General features: G+C 65.6%; 12 protein-coding genes and 2 pseudogenes. 5 read left to right on the top strand and 9 right to left on the bottom strand.

The features are described from left to right. Positions 1-230: 230 nt before the first annotated feature. The 6 genes and pseudogenes from ACZBJS_RS34925 to ACZBJS_RS34900 all read right to left on the bottom strand — a co-directional run bounded on the left by ACZBJS_RS34925 (position 231) and on the right by ACZBJS_RS34900 (position 8055). Positions 231-1201: pseudogene (locus ACZBJS_RS34925) on the bottom strand (peptidyl-alpha-hydroxyglycine alpha-amidating lyase family protein). Between the two features lie 102 nt (positions 1202-1303). Beyond that, entirely contained in the window at positions 1304-3091 is a 1788-nt protein-coding gene (locus ACZBJS_RS34920) for a flavin-containing monooxygenase (RefSeq protein WP_316398631.1), read from the bottom strand. 111 nt (positions 3092-3202) lie between these two features. Further along, positions 3203-4226, bottom strand: a pseudogene (locus ACZBJS_RS34915) (DUF2855 family protein). Positions 4227-4330: 104 nt separating this feature from the next. Next, the gene (locus ACZBJS_RS34910; RefSeq protein ID WP_463439811.1) at positions 4331-5848 is read right to left on the bottom strand and encodes an acyl-CoA synthetase; all 1518 of its coding nucleotides are present in this window, start codon (positions 5846-5848) and stop codon (positions 4331-4333) included. A 15-nt stretch (positions 5849-5863) separates the two neighbouring features. Next, positions 5864-7054, bottom strand: coding sequence for an ABC transporter substrate-binding protein (locus ACZBJS_RS34905; protein ID WP_229190368.1), 1191 nt, complete (start codon positions 7052-7054; stop codon positions 5864-5866). A gap of 29 nt (positions 7055-7083) precedes the next feature. After that, positions 7084-8055: an NAD(P)H-dependent flavin oxidoreductase gene (locus tag ACZBJS_RS34900; RefSeq protein ID WP_316398633.1), complete on the bottom strand. Its 972-nt coding sequence runs from the start codon at positions 8053-8055 to the stop codon at positions 7084-7086. Positions 8056-8234: 179 nt separating this feature from the next. On the opposite strand from ACZBJS_RS34900, the gene ACZBJS_RS34895 reads away from it, so the two are divergent. Continuing rightward, positions 8235-9122 (top strand): LysR family transcriptional regulator, encoded by an 888-nt coding sequence (locus ACZBJS_RS34895; protein WP_057017747.1) that lies wholly within the window; start codon positions 8235-8237, stop codon positions 9120-9122. 9 nt (positions 9123-9131) lie between these two features. Here the strand turns inward: ACZBJS_RS34895 and ACZBJS_RS34890 are convergent, their stop codons facing one another. Continuing rightward, positions 9132-10694 carry a glycoside hydrolase family 17 protein gene (locus tag ACZBJS_RS34890; protein WP_316398649.1) on the bottom strand — a complete coding sequence of 521 codons (1563 nt, stop codon included), beginning with the start codon at positions 10692-10694 and terminating at the stop codon, positions 9132-9134. Positions 10695-10860: 166 nt separating this feature from the next. Continuing rightward, positions 10861-11514 (bottom strand): DNA-3-methyladenine glycosylase family protein, encoded by a 654-nt coding sequence (locus ACZBJS_RS34885; protein ID WP_316398634.1) that lies wholly within the window; start codon positions 11512-11514, stop codon positions 10861-10863. 132 nt (positions 11515-11646) lie between these two features. On the opposite strand from ACZBJS_RS34885, the gene gluQRS reads away from it, so the two are divergent. Further along, on the top strand, positions 11647-12516 hold the full coding sequence (gene gluQRS, locus ACZBJS_RS34880) for a tRNA glutamyl-Q(34) synthetase GluQRS (RefSeq protein WP_463439813.1): 870 nt from the start codon (positions 11647-11649) through the stop codon (positions 12514-12516). A 115-nt stretch (positions 12517-12631) separates the two neighbouring features. Then, positions 12632-13978, top strand: a complete 1347-nt coding sequence (locus tag ACZBJS_RS34875) for an ATP-binding protein (protein WP_316398635.1) — start codon at positions 12632-12634, stop codon at positions 13976-13978. On the opposite strand, the gene ACZBJS_RS34870 is transcribed toward ACZBJS_RS34875, so the two are convergent. Continuing rightward, positions 13905-14765 carry a YihY/virulence factor BrkB family protein gene (locus ACZBJS_RS34870; protein ID WP_370143883.1) on the bottom strand — a complete coding sequence of 287 codons (861 nt, stop codon included), beginning with the start codon at positions 14763-14765 and terminating at the stop codon, positions 13905-13907. The two genes, ACZBJS_RS34875 and ACZBJS_RS34870, sit on opposite strands and share 74 nt — an antisense overlap. Before the next feature lie 166 nt (positions 14766-14931). Between ACZBJS_RS34870 and ACZBJS_RS34865 the strand changes: the two genes are divergently transcribed. Next, on the top strand, positions 14932-15126 hold the full coding sequence (locus ACZBJS_RS34865) for a twin transmembrane helix small protein (RefSeq protein ID WP_028340366.1): 195 nt from the start codon (positions 14932-14934) through the stop codon (positions 15124-15126). Positions 15127-15205: 79 nt separating this feature from the next. Beyond that, the gene (locus ACZBJS_RS34860; RefSeq protein ID WP_092080510.1) at positions 15206-15778 is read left to right on the top strand and encodes a cob(I)yrinic acid a,c-diamide adenosyltransferase; all 573 of its coding nucleotides are present in this window, start codon (positions 15206-15208) and stop codon (positions 15776-15778) included. Positions 15779-15812: the final 34 nt, after the last annotated feature.

Raw genomic sequence — 15812 nt, 5'->3', positions numbered from 1 at the left:
CCCGAGTGATCTTGGTCCAGGGCATCGTGCTCTCCCTCGAATCTTTGCAAATCCGATGGAATCACACCCCACTGAGATCACTCACCCATTTTTCAGTCAGGCTCTGAGGAGCCGCGAAGCGGCGTCTCGAAGGATGCACGGCCACCAGCCGGGGGCCGTCGACCCTTCGAGACGCGCGCGATGCGCGCTCCTCAGGGTGACGGTGATGGAGTGACGGTGGGAGACTGAATCTAAACCTTCTCCAGCTTCTGCAGGCACCGCGTCACGCGCACCGCGGCCGGCATCTCGGTGTCCGGAAAGCTGGTCTTCCAGTCGGTGACGCCGACTTCGCCGACATAGATGTCGCCGCGGGAATCCAGCGCGATGCCGTGCGGCGCCAGGAATTTGCCGGTCTCGACGCCGGGGCCTTGCTCGCCGCCGAGGCGCGCGATGCGCTTGCCGGTGTGATCCACGATCGACAGTCTCGGGCCGAGATTGGGCACCTTGCGATTCACCGCCATGCCAGGGCCGAGTTCGCCGATCACGAAGTTCGGCTGCTTGCCACCGCCGCAGCAGCACAGCGCGCAGGGCCGGTGCAGGTTGTTCCACTGCGTCTCGTATTTACCGTTGCCGTCGAACACCTGGACGCGGTGGTCTCGCGGTCGGCGACATAGACCCAGCCATCGGCGTCGGTCGCGATGTTGTGCACGATGTTGAACTGGCCGGGGTCGGTGCCGGGCTCGCCCCAGGTTTTGATCAGCTTGCCATCCGGCGTGTATTTGTGGACGCAGGCATTGCCGTAGCCATCGGAGACATAGATCTCGCCCTTCGGCGACAGCGCGGTATGGGTGCAGCGGTGGAACGGCTCGCCGCTCATGAACGGCGCCGGCTTGTTCGGGATGCCGATCGTCAGCAGCACCTTGCCGTCGGTCGAGCATTTGCGCACGGTGTGGTCGCCGTCATCGGTGCAATAGAGATTGTCGTCGGCGTCGATATGCAGGCCGTGGGCACGCGAGAACACGCCTTCGCCCCAGCTCTTGATGAAATTCCCTGCGCGGTCGAGCACCACCATCGGATGGTCGCCGCGGTTGAAGACATAGACGCGGTCCTTGCTGTCGACTGCGACGGACGCGACATCGGTCAGGCTCCGGCCGTCGGGCAGTTTTGCGAAGTTCTCCACCACGCGATAGCGGTGTTCGCCGGTGCCGAGGGTGATTGGCATAAGATGTCTCCCCAAGATCGTCATTCCGGGGCGATGCGCAGCATCGAACCCGGAACCTCGAGGTTCCGGGTTCGCTTCGCGCCCCGGAACGACGGCAGGTTTCTACGAAAGCTTCGCCACCGGCCCGACGTCGCGCGGCAACAGGCCTTCCTCGATCGCCTTGATCTGCAATGCGAGATAGCGCGAGTTGATGCGGCATTGCGCGAGGCTGCCGGCGATGAACCACAGGCCGGGCTGCGGCGTGCGGGTGTACATGTTGCGCAGTTCCTGGCCGTCGCCAAAGCCCCAGATCGGGCCGACGCGCGCGGCCATCGCCTCGCCGAACAGTTTCTTGACCAGCTCTTCCTGCGGCCGGTAGCCGGTCGCGAGCACGATCAGGTCGGCGGCAACGATCTCGCCGTTCTTCAGCCGCGCGCCCTCGCTCACGAAGGTGTCGATGTCGGCGAATTGCCGCAGCGCGACCGCACCGCTCGCGACCAGATCGGAGCAGCCGACGTTGAAGTAGTAGCCGCCGCCGCGGGTCAGGTATTTGAACTGCCAGCCGGTGCCGCCATCGCCGAAATCGAGCTTGAAGCCCTTGCGCGCGAGGCCGTCGAGCAGCGGCTTGTCGAGCTCTTTCGACTGCTCGGTCATCAGCACATGGCTGCGTTTGGCGAGCACAAGCGGCATCGAGGTCGCGATCAAATCGTTGTCCTCGAGCGTACCTTCATTGTAGGCGGCATAGGCCAGCTGCGCCGACGGCTCGATATTGGTGATCAGCGTCGAGGAGCGCTGTACCAGCGTGACCTCGGCGCCCGAGGAATGCAGGTCCTGCGCGATGTCGTGGCCGCTGTTGCCGGTGCCGATCACGAGCGCGCGCTTGCCGGTCCAGTTCTCGCCGTCCTCGTAGCGGCTGGAATGCATCACCTTGCCGCCAAAATCTTTCAAGCCGGGGATGTCGGGCAGATTGGGAATGCCGCTGACGCCGGTCGCCATCACGACATGGCGCGGCTGCATTGTCCGTGTCGTGCCGTCGGCGCGGCGCAGCTCGACGGTCCAACGCCCATCCGCATCGTCATAGCTGCCGCCGACAAATTCGGTGCCGGTCCAGAAGTTCAGCTCCATGGCGTCGACATAGGATTCGAACCAGTTGGCGAGCTTGTCCTTCGGGATGTAGGTCGGCCAGTTCGGCGGGAATGGCATGTAGGGCAAATGATTGACCTGTACCTGGTTGTGCAGGGTCAGCGCGTGATAGCGCTTGCGCCAATTGTCGCCGACGCGCGCCTCGCGGTCGACGATCAGCGCGTCGATCTTGAGCTGCTGCAGCCGCGCGGCGATCGCAAGCCCGGCCTGTCCGCCGCCGACCACCAGCACATCAGGGTTGCGGTCGGCATATTCGGCGGATGCCTTGCGCAGGTCGAGCCAGTTGGGGCCGCGGAAGTCGCGCGAATAGGACTGCCCGCGCGGCCTGGTGTGGCCCTGCTGCTCCTCAAAACCCTTCAGCTCCTCGAGCGCCGTCAGCAAGGTCCAGGCCTTCAGGCGATCGTCGTCGGCGGCATCGGGGATCAGCCGCACGATGCCGTGGCCGCGGCCAACCGCCGTCTCGAATTTGAAGATCGCCTCGATCGCATGGGTACCAGCGCGCGTCACCCGTCGGGGCGGGGCGCGATCGGCATCGATGCGGAAGTCATGCGGCGCGCTGTGACGCGCATGCGCCGGCAGCTCCTCGATGATTGCGAAGGCCCGGTTGACGGTCTGGATGTTCCAGCTCAGCGCCAGCACGTCGCGCCAGTAGCTGTCGGGATGGAACAGTGGCTTCAGCAGCACATCGTCCGGGCTCGCCAGCGCATCTTCGAACTGCACAAGCCAATTGTCGGCGGCGACCGAAATATCGTCCGTCTTGTCGAGCATTGAGCGTTTCTCGCCATCGGCCGCCTTGCTGATATTTTCTTGGCGGCGTTCCCTTTCCGCGAAGCCTATACCCATTCGAAGGCGTGCAGAAAGGGCGCGACGAGATAGAGCCTATTCGGCCAGCGACAGGATCAGGCCTTGATCCGGTGGAACTCGGCCTTGCAGGGTATCGAGATAGGCCTCGCGCACCGCGGCCGGGCCGCGCCGCTCGACCACGTCAAGCCAATTCGGCAGATGCGGCACGAGCTCCGCCCATGCGGCGCCAAAACGCTGGTCGATGCCGCCGGGACCCCATTCCTTGGCGCGCTTGCGGATCTGGTCCGGGGCGAAGAACCAGACCGGCTTGGCGCCTGGCAGCGTCGGCTCCTCCGGCTCGCTCGCACGGTGCGTCAGCCCGACCCGGCCGGAATAGACCATCTGCGCGCCGAAGTGCCGGTGCAGACTTTCGCGCAGCGCACTGTTGCCGGCCATGTCGACATAGGCTGTCGGCTCGGCCGCCGGGATCGCGGCGACCTGGTCATAGGTGACGACCTCGTCATAGCAACCGAGCGAGCTGACGAAATCGACATTGTCCTTGGAGGTCAGCCCGATCACGGGGATACCCCGCTTGTGCACGAGATGGGCGAGGCCGAACGCGGTCTTGCTCGAGGCCGACGACAGGATGACGCGGCGTGCGCCGTAGAACGCATTCTCGGCGAGGGCGTCGTCGACCAGGAACGACAGCATGAACAAGGGCAGCAGCAGTGCGCGGAAATCGCCCTGCTGACCGGCATAGGTCGGATCGCCGGAGACGCGGGCATAGGCGTTGTAGACTGGCGAGACCTCCTGCCGGTGTGCCGCGCCATCGCGCAGGCCGCGCTTGTTGACGTCGGCCGCCTCGATCACCAGATGGGCCGCCATCGGGAGATAGCCGAACAGCGTTTCGCCGATAGCCCTCGGGCGCCGGGAACAGATGCCAGTATTTCAGCTGCTCGCCGATCACGGCGTAGGTGATGTTGTTGGCGGTGAAGGCGAAGCGGGTCACCTTCACCAGCAGCGCATCGGCCGGCAGCGCCGCGGCATCGGGCAACTGCGTCTCGATCACCTTGCACTGTTGCAGGTCGTTGCGGATGACGATGAAGTCGGTCGAGTTCATGGCGATGATCCCAGCTTCCGATGCGCCGGCATCGTTGCGTCGATTGCCGGCCTTTTGCAACAGCAACTAAGTTTCAAACGCCGTTCGCTTCGCCGTCACATCGTTCAGCGAAGCTGTCCTTCGCGGTAGAGGTCGCGCAGCTTGCGCTTGAAGATCTTGCCGGTGGCTTCCCGCGGCAGCGCGTCCATGAAGCGGATATCCTTGGGCACCTTAAAGTTGGCGAGCTTGCCGCGGAGAAAATCCTGGATCGCGCTGATCGACAGGGTCGCGCCGGCTTCCGGCTCGACGCAGGCGAACAGCCGCTCGCCGTATTCGTCGTCGGGAACGCCGAACACCGCGCAGTCGCGGACGCCTGCCATGCCGATAAGGGCATTCTCGATCTCGGCGGGATAGATGTTGACGCCGCCCGAGATCACCATGTCGCGCTTGCGGTCGCACAGGAACAGATAGCCGTCCGCGTCGAGATAGCCGACATCGCCGACGCTGATCAGGCCGTCGTGATCGGCCTCGGCGCGCGCCTTGGCATTGCCGTGATAGTCGAAGTCCGAGATCAACGTCTGACGCATGAAGATCTCGCCGGGCTCGCCGAGGTCGCATTGCGTCCCGTCGGGCCGGAAGATCTTGACGATGCCGCCCTCGATCGCGCGGCCGACGGTGCCGGGCTTGGCCAGCGCTTCGGTTGACGAATGCCAGACCGGGATGCCGGTCTCGGTCGAGCCGAGATATTCGTTGATGACCGGTCCCCACCACTCGATCATCGCGCGCTTGACGTCGACAGGGCAGGGCGCCGCGCCATGGACGATGAAGCGCAGCGACGACAGGTCGTAGCGGCGCCGCGTCTCCTCGGGCAGGCGCAGCAGCCGCACGAACATGGTCGGCACCATATGCATGTGGGTGACATGGTGGCGCTCGATCAGTTGCAGCAGATCCTCCGGATCGAAGCGCGGCTCGAGCACGATCACGCAGCCGTTGCGGAACGCGAGCATCCCGTAGGAGTGCGGCGCCGAATGATACATCGGGCCGTTCATCAGGATCACCTGATCCTCGTTCGGCTTGACGCCGTAGGTGATGGCGCCGACCCGCGCGGCTGCCGCCTGCTGCTCGGGCCGCATCGGCTTGCGCTTAACGCCCTTCGGCAGTCCAGTGGTGCCCGAGGTGTAGAACATCGGCGCCGCGCCGATCGGTGCGTCGGTCAGTGGTTGATGCGTCTCCCGCCAGACGTCCCAGTCGGTCATGCCGTCGGGCACACGGGTGATCGCCGGCGCCACGCCGTAGGCCGCGGCAATCTCCGGCGGCGTCGTCACCACGAGCAGCTTGATTGCCGGCGGTAGCCCGTCGCGGATCTGCGGCAGCAGATCGGCGTGGCAGACCAGCGTGTCGGCGCCGCTGTCGGACAGGATGTAGGCGACCTCGTCGGCCTTCAGATGCCAGTTGATCGGCACCACCGGGCTGCCGAGCGCGGCCGAGGCCGCGACCACCTCGAACAGCGCGAAATCGTTGCGCAGCATCATGCCGACCGGCTTGCCGCCCTCCACACCAAGCGTCCGGAAGCCACTGGCCGCCCGCGCGATGCGGGCGTGAATGTCGCCGTAGCTGATCTGTCTGTCGCCGCTGATGATCATGTCGCGCCTCGTCTCCTAGCGATCGTCCAGGATCTCGCCGAAGCTGATCCAGCTCTTGCCGTTGAACCGGCGCAGCCGCAACTGCTGGAACGGCAGATAGTCGTCCGGCCCGGTCGACACCGTCATGCCCGGCAACAATAGCGGCAGCGGAACGTCGCGCAATGACGCCGCCTGGCGCATGATGTTTTCGCGGCTGAAATCGTTCTTGCAGGCCTTCAGCACGGCCATCAGCAATGTCGCATAATGATAGCCCGCCGAGTAGTTCGAGTTGCTGAGGTCCGCATTGGGCAGGTACTGCTTCATGAAGGCAAGATAGTCCTTCACGGCGGGATCATCGGCCCATTGCGCATCCATCGTGTCCTTCTGGTTGCTGGACGAGATCAGGCCGACCGCGTTCTCGAGCCCGGCGGGCTCCAGGAACGAGATCGACGACGCGGAGGTCGGCACGAAGAAAAGGTCCGGCTTCCAGCCGATCTCGGCCACGCCCTTGATCATCTGCGGCGTGAACTTGCCGAGCACGACACCGAACAGCACATCGGCACCGGACGCCTTCAGGGTCGCGAGCTGCGAGCTGATGGTGGGCGCTGAGGTCTCGTAGCTCGCTTCCGCGACGATCATGCTCGCGGCCTTGCCGCCGAGCGCACGCTTGAAGCCGGCGACATAGTCGCGGCCGAAATCGTCGTTCTGCGCAAGGATCGCGATCTTTGCGTCGGGCTTGGCCTGCAGCACATATTTGGCATAGACCACGCCCTCAGATTCGTAGGACGCCATGCCTGGCATGGTCCACGGATAGGTCTTCGGGTCGGCCCATTTGGTCGCGCCGCTCAGCACGAACAATTGCGGGATCTTCTTGCTGTTGAGATAGCGGTGCACGGCGTTGTTGGTGGCGGTTCCGAGCGAGCCGAACATCATCAGCACCTCCTCCTGCTCCACCAGCTTGCGGGTCTGCTCGACGGTCTTCGGCGGCGAATAGGCGTCGTCCAACGTGATGAATTTCACCTGCCGGCCGTTGATGCCGCCCTCCGCGTTGACCTTCGCGAAAAACGCTTCCTGGGCGCGGCCGATGGTGCCGAAGCCGGAGACCGGTCCGCTATAGGGCAGCGTCTGGCCGATTCGGATCGCTTCGTTGCCGTTGTCGGCGGCGGCCGTGCCGGCGATCGCGCAGACCGCAAGCGCGGCTGCCAGCGCGTGTTGCGCTCGTTTCATGGTTCACTCCCGGACTTTGTGAAACAGCGTCAGGCGCTGGTGCGCAGAAAGTCGCTGCGCGCCGCGGCGAACTCGGACTTGAGCCGCGCCACCAGTTCGGCGACCGGCGGGGCGTCGGTGATCTGGCCGATGCCCTGGCCCGAGCCCCAGATGTCGCGCCAAGCCTTGGCCTTCATGTTGCCGCCGGAGCCGAAGTTCATGCTGGATTTGTCGGCGACCGGCAGGTTGCCCGGATCGAGGCCTGCCGCCGCGATCGACGGTCCGAGATAGTTGCCGTGCACGCCGGTGAACAGGTTCGAATAGACGATGTCGTGCGCGGCGTATTCAGTCAGCGCCCGCTTGTACCTGATATCGGCGTTGGCTTCCTCGGTCGCGATGAAGCGGGTGCCGATATAGGCGAGGTCGGCGCCGAGCGCGAGCGCGGATGCGCTGCTCCAGCCGTCGGAGATCGCGCCCGACAGCAGGATCGTGCCGTTGAACCATTGCTTGACCTCGCGCACCAGCGCGAACGGCGACAGCGTGCCGGCATGGCCGCCGGCGCCGGCGCAGACCAGGATCAGGCCGTCGACGCCCTGCTCGGCGGCCTTGCGCGCGTGCTTCACGTTGATGACGTCGTGGAACACCACGCCGCCATAGGAGTGCGCGGCCTCGACGATCTCGGACGGCGGGCGCAGCGAGGTGATGATCACGGGTACCTTGTGCTTCACGCAGGTTTCCATGTCGCGCATCAGCCGGTCGTTGGAGGCGTGGCAGATCTGGTTGACGGCGTAGGGTGCGACCTTCTTTTCCGGATGCAGCGCCTGGTACTCGCCGAGCTCGTTCTCGATCTGGGTCAGCCATTCGTCGAGCTTTTCGGCCGGGCGGGCGTTCAGCGCCGGGAACGAGCCGACGATGCCGGCCTTGCACTGCGCGATCACGAGCTCGGGCCCCGAGACGATGAACAGCGGGGAGCCGACGACTGGCAGTTCAAGCCTGTTGGCGAGCGAAACGGGCAGCGTCATTTTCGGATCCTCCATGCGCGTCGCCCGGCCGGCAGCCGGGGCGGATCGCGATTTATTGTGATGGCTGGAGCGGTGGCGCTCTTGGCGCGGCAATATAAGGCTGGACGGCTCGGTCATGACGTTCAATATTGAACATCGGATCGACCAGAAATGAACGATGTCGCAAGAAGGGGAGCGGCATGGACTGGGAGCTTTGCAAGACATTCGTCGCGGTGGCGGAGACACGCAGCCTTGCCGGGGCGGCACGGCGGCTGCGCATCAGCCATCCCACCGTCGGCCGCAACGTCGCGGCGCTCGAGCAGCAACTCGGCACCCGCCTGTTCGCGCGTTCCAATGACGGCCTGTCGCTGACGTCGCATGGCCGCAAATTCCGCGAGCACGCCGAAGCGATGGCCGCGGCGGCCTTGCGCGCGGAGGCGGCCGCGTCCGCCACCGGTGGGCAGGCGCGCGGTGTCGTGAAGCTGTCGATCGGCGCGACGCTGGCCGCGCATTGGCTGATGCCGCGCCTCGGCCCGTTCCTGCGCGATCACGCCAACATCCAGCTCGAGATCATCACCCATCCGTTCCCGGCCAGCGTGCGCCGCCGCGAGGCCGACGTTGTGCTACGGCCGGTCGATGCGGGCGAGGAGAACCTGATCGGGCGCAAGATCGGGCGGCTCGGCACCGGCTTCTACGCTTCCCGCGACTATGCGGCAGGCCGCAAGCTGCCGGAGCGGCGGGACGAGTGGCGGGGCCACCATGTGATCGGCTTTGCCGACCAGGCCTCGAACGCGCATCTGGCGCGCTGGAGCGACGTCATCACCCGACAGGGCACGCTGGTGATGCGCTGTTCCTCGCAGGGCGACATGCTGGCAGCGGCGCGGGCTGGGCTCGGGATTTGCGCGCTGTCCTGCCTGGTCGGGGCCGACTACCCCGATCTGGTGCGGGTCGCGCCGCAAAAGCTCTCGAGCCTCTCCGATCTCTGGCTGCTCGCCCATCCCGATCTGGTCGAGCTTCCCGCGGTGCGCGCCGTCATCGGCTTCGTCACCGACTGCGCGCGCGAGGACCGCGTCAGGCTGCGCGGCTAGAGCGCGTTGTCAGGCACGCGCCCGCAACAGCGTCACTGCGAGCAGAAGGAAGGCCGCGCAGGTCCACAGCGACTGCCAGTTCTCCGCCCCTTCGTTGAATCCTGTGTAGATCGCCGTTGCAATGAAAATGCCGGCAAAGATCGACTCCGCCAGTGGTCGGATTCCCTTCGTGGGAGGATTGAGCAGCGTCACGGCAGCAAAGGGCACCGCCGCCATGGTGAGAGGCGCGAAGGGAAAGTCAATGAAGCGCGGGTCGAACACGAGACCGATTGCGGTCGCCGTGCCGATCACGACGGTGATCATCAAGGCCAGTCCGTGCAGGGTCGCCAGCACCGATTCAGTGTGATGGCCCTTCGGACCCAACACTTCGAAAAAGCTGGGCGGTGCGCGGCCCGACATCAGGGCGTTGGCGCTCAACACGGGCGAAGCCGTGGCCGCCACCAGCAGCGAGCCCCAGACAAGCCAGCCTCCCGTTCCGTAGCTTTCATAGACCAATCTCTGCTCGGCGACGCCAAACAGGATGCCAGCCGTGGTCGCCGATAGCGCGACTGCAAGCCACGACGCGAATGCGGGCTTTCTCGGCTTGCGGCGTAAGGTCAGCCATGCCGCGCCGAAGACGAGGATCGCCAGGCCCATTCCGCTGACCATTTGCAGCTTCCAGAGCGGAAAATTGCTGACCGGTTGGCCCGGCGGATATTTCGGCATGCGCTGCTCGGAATCGAACAGGCCCCAGGAGCCGCCGACCGTGCCCTCGATCTCCCGCTTCCAGCCTTCATCATAGGCCTCGAACAGGTTGACGCGGAAATGCTGGCGCCGGGCAAGGTCGAGGACCTCCGAAACCACTCGCGCCTGATTGATGCGGGACGGCAGCGCGGACTCGCGCATGCGCCCCTCGCTGGGCCAGCCGATTTCTCCGATAAAGATTTCCTTGCCTGGAAAAGCCGCGGCGATCTGCCGGCGCATCTCGTCGGCGTGAGCGGCGGCATCTTCCGCCCGGATTGGAACATTTTCCCAATAGGGCAGGATGTGAACCGTGACGAAGTCGACGGCGTCGGAAAGCTCGCGATTGCTCAGCCAGAATTCCCAGACGTCGGCATAGGTGACGGGCACGGAGACCTGCGCCTTGATCGAGCGGATCGTGGCGGCAAGGTCGGAAGCCGACATTTCCTTGCGTAGCAAGACTTCGTTGCCGACCACGAGCGCGATGATGGTTTCCGGATATTCCTGGGCGAGGCGGATCGCGGTGGCGACCTGCGTTGCATTCTTCTTGCGGTCTCGATCGAGGAAGATGCCCTGGATGACCTTCAGCCCCGCCTTGGCCGCGAGTGCGGGAATCTGATCGAGACCAAGATCGGTCGCATAGGTGCGGATGCAGTCGGATATCTTCGCGAGTTGCGCGAGGTCTTCCGCGATCTGTTCCGGCGAGACCTGCGTCGCCGGCGAAAGCGATGTCTGATTGTTACGGAACGGCGCGTACGAGATGCATTGCACCTTGTCGTTCGGATCGATCGGCGCGCGCGGCAGGTCGACCGGGATGCCGAGCCACCACCACGCCGCGGCGATCGCGCCCAGGGATAACGAGAGAAGCGTCAGCGGGATACGGAAAGAAATCAGGTCCGTCTCCTTGCAATAAGGACGTGCTGCGCGTGCAAAATGGGCGAGGCCGGCAAATTGAAAAACTATATGTCTGCTGATTCTATATCACGCGATCACGCAGTTGGTGTGTTTTTCTCCACGACTACTTTGCACCGGCGATCACGCCCTCGCGATTTCTGAGCACGCGATAATATGCCCACCACAGATGCGCTGCGGCGCCGCGCAGCGGACGCCACGGCTCCGCAAGCGGCGCCATCTGCTTCGGCGTCGGCCGATCCTTCAAGCCGAGCCCGACCTTGACCGCTTCCTGCACGGCGAGGTCGCCCGCGGGCCAGGCATCGCCATGGCCGAGGCAGAACAGCAGATAGACATCGGCGGTCCACGGGCCGATCCCGGGCAGCGCCGTCAGCGTGTTGTGCGCCGCATCGGCCTCCTCATTGGCAAGGACGTCGAGATTCAGCCGCTCCTCGGCGAGCTCGCGCGCGATGTGCTTCAGCGTCTTGATCTTGGCCGCCGACAGCCCGAGCCGGCCGAGCCGGTCGGCCCGCGCCTTGCGGATCGCGTCATGGTGGAACGGGTCGAACGCCGTGCTGACGCGCCCCCAGATCGCCGCCGCACTCGCGGTCGAGAGCTGCTGGCCGCAGATGATCGCGGCAAGCCCGGCAAATCCGGGCTCGCGCTGCCGGATCGCCGGCATGCCGGTCAGCTCCAGGATCGGGCGCAGGCGGCGGTCCTGGTCGACCAGTTTGAGGATCGCGTCGTCGAGGTCGGCCTGGGTTTCGAGGTGAATCAGCATTTGCGGGGTCTGCACCGGCTTGTCAGGCGCAGGCTTGACCCGCGCATCGATCTCCTATCGTAACAGAGTCTTGTCCGGGCGCATGAACCAGAGACGCCGGGCAAGCCCGGCAATGATGCGTGACCGATGACCATGCCACCCGTTTTCCGCTTCGCGCCGAGTCCGAACGGCTACCTGCATCTCGGCCACGCCTATTCGGCGCTGCTCAACCACGACCTCGCGCGGCAGTCGGGCGGACGCTTGCTGCTGCGGATCGAGGACATCGACGCGACGCGCTGCCGGCCGGAATTCGAGCAGGCGATTTATGAGGATCTGGCCTGGCTCGGCATCGCCTGGGAGACCCCGGTGCGGCGGCAGTCCGAGCATTTCGGCGCCTATGGCGCGGCGCTCGACCGCCTGTCGGCCCAGCGGCTGGTCTACCCGAGCTTCGAAAGCCGGGCCGAGATCGCGCGGCTGGTCGCGGAGCGCGAGGCCGGCGGCGCGTGGCCGCGCGATCCGGACGGCGTGCCGCTTTATCCGGGGCTGGCCAAATCGCTGTCGGCCGCGGCGCGCGACCGGCTGATCGGGCAGGGTGTGCCGTTCGCGTTGCGGCTCGACATGGCCTCAGCCCGCGCGCGCGCCGGCGACCTGCGTTGGCTGGAAGCGGGCGAGGGGCCGGCTGGCGAGAGCGGAGACGTCGTGGCCCGGCCTGAGGCCTGGGGCGACGTGATCCTGGCGCGCAAGGAGACCCCAACCAGCTACCATCTCTCGGTCGTGATCGATGACGCCCTGCAGGGCGTTACCGATGTCGTCAGGGGCGTTGACCTGTTCTGGTCGACCAGCGTGCATCGGCTGTTGCAGGAACTGCTCGGCCTGCCCGCGCCAAACTACCGGCACCACCGGCTGATCCGAGACGCGGCCGGCCAAAAGCTGTCGAAATCGACCCAGGCGACCGGACTGCGCGAATTGCGGGCGGCTGGGGCGAGCCCGGCCGATATCCGCCGCCTGGTCGGTTTGCAGTAGATTTTGGCCATTTGATCGCATCATGGCGTTTTGCGCAGGCGCGCCGTAAACGTCGCCGTGACTCCGGCCCGCCTGGCATGCCATGTTGTTGACCGGGGCGGGGATCACGGAGACCATGGCGTCAAAATCGCGCGCACGGCGCAGCAAGCGGCCATCCAAAAGGACGCCGCCGAAGGCGCGCGCCGCCAAACCGCGTGCTGCCAAGACACGAACTGCCAAAACACGAACTGCCAAGACACGAACGGCCAAGGCCCGCGCCGCCAAGGTGGCCGCCAGGCCGCGCCGCAAGCGGGCCGTGCCCAAGCCGGCCCCGAAGGCCGGTCCCGGCATGGTCGATGCCGCGCTTGCCGCCTTTGCCCATGAGGTGCGGACGCCGCTCACCGGAATCCTTGCGATCAGCAATCTGCTCGCGACATCCGATCTCGGCGAGCGCGAGCGGCGCTGGGTCGACACCATCAAGGCCGGCGCCGAACATCTGGCGAGCCTTGCGACCCTGTTCGTCGACGCCGCCCGGAGCGAGGGGCCGGGGCTCGAGATCCGGCAGGATTTCTTCGACTTGCGCACGCTGGCGCGTCACGCAGCGGATTCGTTGGCCGGCCGCGCGGCGGCCAAGGGGCTGCAGGCTTCCGTCGAGGTCTCCGACCAGTTGCCTGCCTTCGCGGTCGGCGATCCCGTCCGCCTGCGCGCGGCGCTGGAAAATCTGATCGACAACGCGGTGAAGTTCACCGAGCAGGGCAGCATTGAGCTGCGTATCGTGCCGGTGGGCGCGGTGAAGGGAAGGTCCGGCGACAAGATCGGCGTCGCGTTCGCGATCTCCGACAGCGGGATTGGCCTGACGCTATCGGAGGTCAAGCGCCTGTTCCGGCCGTTCTCGCAGGCCAACGTCTCGATCGCCGCGCGGTTCGGCGGTGCCGGGCTCGGCCTGTCGTCCGTCAGGCAGCTCGCGCGCGCCATGGGCGGCGACATCGTCGCGGACCGGCGCGCCGGCGGGGGCACCACCTTCACGCTCAAGGTGGAACTGGCGCCCGCCGAAGGGCCAGCCGGCACCGCCTCCGGCGAGAGCGCGGCGGCGCTGCTATCGCAAGGGCTGCGGCTGCTCAGTGTCGAGGACAATCCGTTCGGCCGCGTCGTGCTCAACACGATCCTGACCGAGCTCGGCCACCACGCCGAATTCGTCGGTCAGGGCGAGGCCGCGCCCGACCGGCTCGTGCAGGGCGCCTTCGACGCCGTGCTGATGGACATGGTGCTGCCCGGCATCGGCGGCATCGAGGCGATCAAGCGCATCCGCGCGCTGCCGCCACCGCACGGTCGCATCATGATTGTCGGGATTTCCGGCCGGGCCGAGGACGAAGCCGCGGCGCGCGCTGCAGGTGCAGACGGCTTCCTGGTCAAGCCTGTGTCCCCGCGGGCGCTCGCGACTGCGCTGCATGAAGCGACACGCCGTGCGGCAACCGCGACTTGATGATCGCCGCATTCAACTCGCCGCCGAACACGAAAATCGCGGCGATGAAATACAGGAACACCAGTGCGATCACCACCGAGGCCAGCCCCGCATACATCGTGACGTAGTTGTTGGCGAAGCGTGCCAGGTACATGCCGAAGCCGATGCCCGAGAGCAGCGAGGCCACCATGGTGAAGATGATGCCGGGCAGGATCTGCGTGAAGCTGCGACGGCCCGCCGGCAGCCAGGCGTGCAGGATGAAGAGCGCGACGACCAGCGCCAGGATCGTGACGCCGTAGCGGGCGGTGTTGAGCAGGCTCTCGTTTGATTCGACGAAGAACGGGATATAGCGCCGCGCCGCCTCGATGATCAGCGGTCCGAGCACGATCAGGAAAGCCATCGCGAGCGAGGTGAACGCCGCGACCAGCGTGTAGCCGATCGACTCCAGCCGCAGCCAGTACCAGCGCCGCGGCTCGATCACGGCATAGGCGCGGTTCAGCGCCACCCGCAGCGCCTCGACGCCGTTGGAGGCGAAGTAGACCGCGAGCACCGCGCCGATGGTCAGGATATCGCCGCGGGTGTTGGTCAGCACGTCGTGGATCTGGCCGGACAGCGCCTCGGCGACCTGCTGCGGCCAGACCTGCAGCATCAGCCCGACCGCCTGGTCGGCGAGTTGCTTGGAGCCGAAGAAGCCGGCCACCGAGGTCAGCACGATCAGGAACGGAAACAGCGCCATCAGCGTCGACAGCGCGATGTGGCTCGCGATCGCCCAGCCGTCGTCGGCGAGGAACGTGTAAAAGGCATCCATCACGACGTGGGTGACGTAACGAAGCTGCTTCACATTCCACCCGGCATTGTCGAAAACCGCTCGGCCCGAGAACCGACCCAGCATCTGATATTACGCGCTGAAAAGCCAGTTGGTTGCATGGCCGGGCTGTGTGGAAGTCCGCGTCCTGCAGTGTTATGTACCGCAAATGACATCTCTCCTCAGCACGATCATTCTTCCCATCGCCGTCGGCGCCGTCGCGCTGGTGCTCCTGCTCGGCCTCATCAATATGATGAAGGGCGGCTCGCCGAACACGTCGCAGAAGCTGATGCGGCTGCGCGTGCTGCTGCAGTTCGTCGCCATCGTCATCGCAATGCTCGCGGTCTGGGCGATGGGGCGTTAGGTGAGGTAGATTTGTCGGGCTATTCTCCACCTCTCCCGATCGGAGTGGTGGACTCGAACATCGAACACCGGAGCCTGCCATGGTTGTTCTCAATCGGATCTACACGCGCACCGGCGATGACGGCACCACCGCGCTCGGCTCCGGCGAGCGGCGGCCGAAATACGATCTGCGCATTGCCGCCTATGGCACGGTCGACGAGACCAATGCCGCGATCGGCGTGGTGCGGCTGCATCTTGCCGGCAGCCCCGCGGTCGATGCGATGCTCGGCCGGATCCAGAACGATCTGTTCGATCTCGGCGCCGACCTCGCGGTGCCCGAACGCGAGGGCAAGGCCGAACGTCTGCGGATGCTGGCAAGCCAGGTCGAGCGGCTCGAGCGCGATATCGACAGCCTGAACGACCAGCTCGCGCCGCTGACCTCGTTCGTGCTGCCCGGCGGCACGCCTGCCTCTGCCTATCTGCATCTCGCCCGGACGATATGTCGCCGCGCGGAACGGATGATGGTGGAACTCGCCGCCCAACCCGACGAGCCGGTCAATCAGGCTGGCATCCAGTATATGAACCGGCTGTCGGATTTCCTGTTCGTTGCCAGCCGCTTCCAGAACAATAAGGGAGCGGGAGACGTGTTGTGGGTGCCGGGCCAGAACCGCTAAACTGGTTCAAAACCGGGGGACGGTTTTTTGGCTT

Source organism: Bradyrhizobium sp. KZN70725, from assembly GCF_055264925.1.
This window is presented reverse-complemented; position numbering and strand designations above follow the sequence as displayed.

Bases quoted from the DNA above. Each gene is read 5' to 3' on its own strand.
- gluQRS (WP_463439813.1), top strand. From the start codon at position 11,647: ATGCCACCCGTTTTCCGCTTCGCGCCGAGTCCGAACGGCTACCTGCAT.
- ACZBJS_RS34895 (WP_057017747.1), top strand. From the start codon at position 8,235: ATGGACTGGGAGCTTTGCAAGACATTCGTCGCGGTGGCGGAGACACGC.
- ACZBJS_RS34885 (WP_316398634.1), bottom strand. From the start codon at position 11,514: ATGCTGATTCACCTCGAAACCCAGGCCGACCTCGACGACGCGATCCTC.
- ACZBJS_RS34900 (WP_316398633.1), bottom strand. From the start codon at position 8,055: ATGACGCTGCCCGTTTCGCTCGCCAACAGGCTTGAACTGCCAGTCGTC.
- ACZBJS_RS34905 (WP_229190368.1), bottom strand. From the start codon at position 7,054: ATGAAACGAGCGCAACACGCGCTGGCAGCCGCGCTTGCGGTCTGCGCG.
- ACZBJS_RS34920 (WP_316398631.1), bottom strand. From the start codon at position 3,091: ATGCTCGACAAGACGGACGATATTTCGGTCGCCGCCGACAATTGGCTT.
- ACZBJS_RS34870 (WP_370143883.1), bottom strand. From the start codon at position 14,765: ATGGATGCCTTTTACACGTTCCTCGCCGACGACGGCTGGGCGATCGCG.
- ACZBJS_RS34865 (WP_028340366.1), top strand. From the start codon at position 14,932: ATGACATCTCTCCTCAGCACGATCATTCTTCCCATCGCCGTCGGCGCC.
- ACZBJS_RS34875 (WP_316398635.1), top strand. From the start codon at position 12,632: ATGGCGTCAAAATCGCGCGCACGGCGCAGCAAGCGGCCATCCAAAAGG.
- ACZBJS_RS34910 (WP_463439811.1), bottom strand. From the start codon at position 5,848: ATGATCATCAGCGGCGACAGACAGATCAGCTACGGCGACATTCACGCC.
- ACZBJS_RS34860 (WP_092080510.1), top strand. From the start codon at position 15,206: ATGGTTGTTCTCAATCGGATCTACACGCGCACCGGCGATGACGGCACC.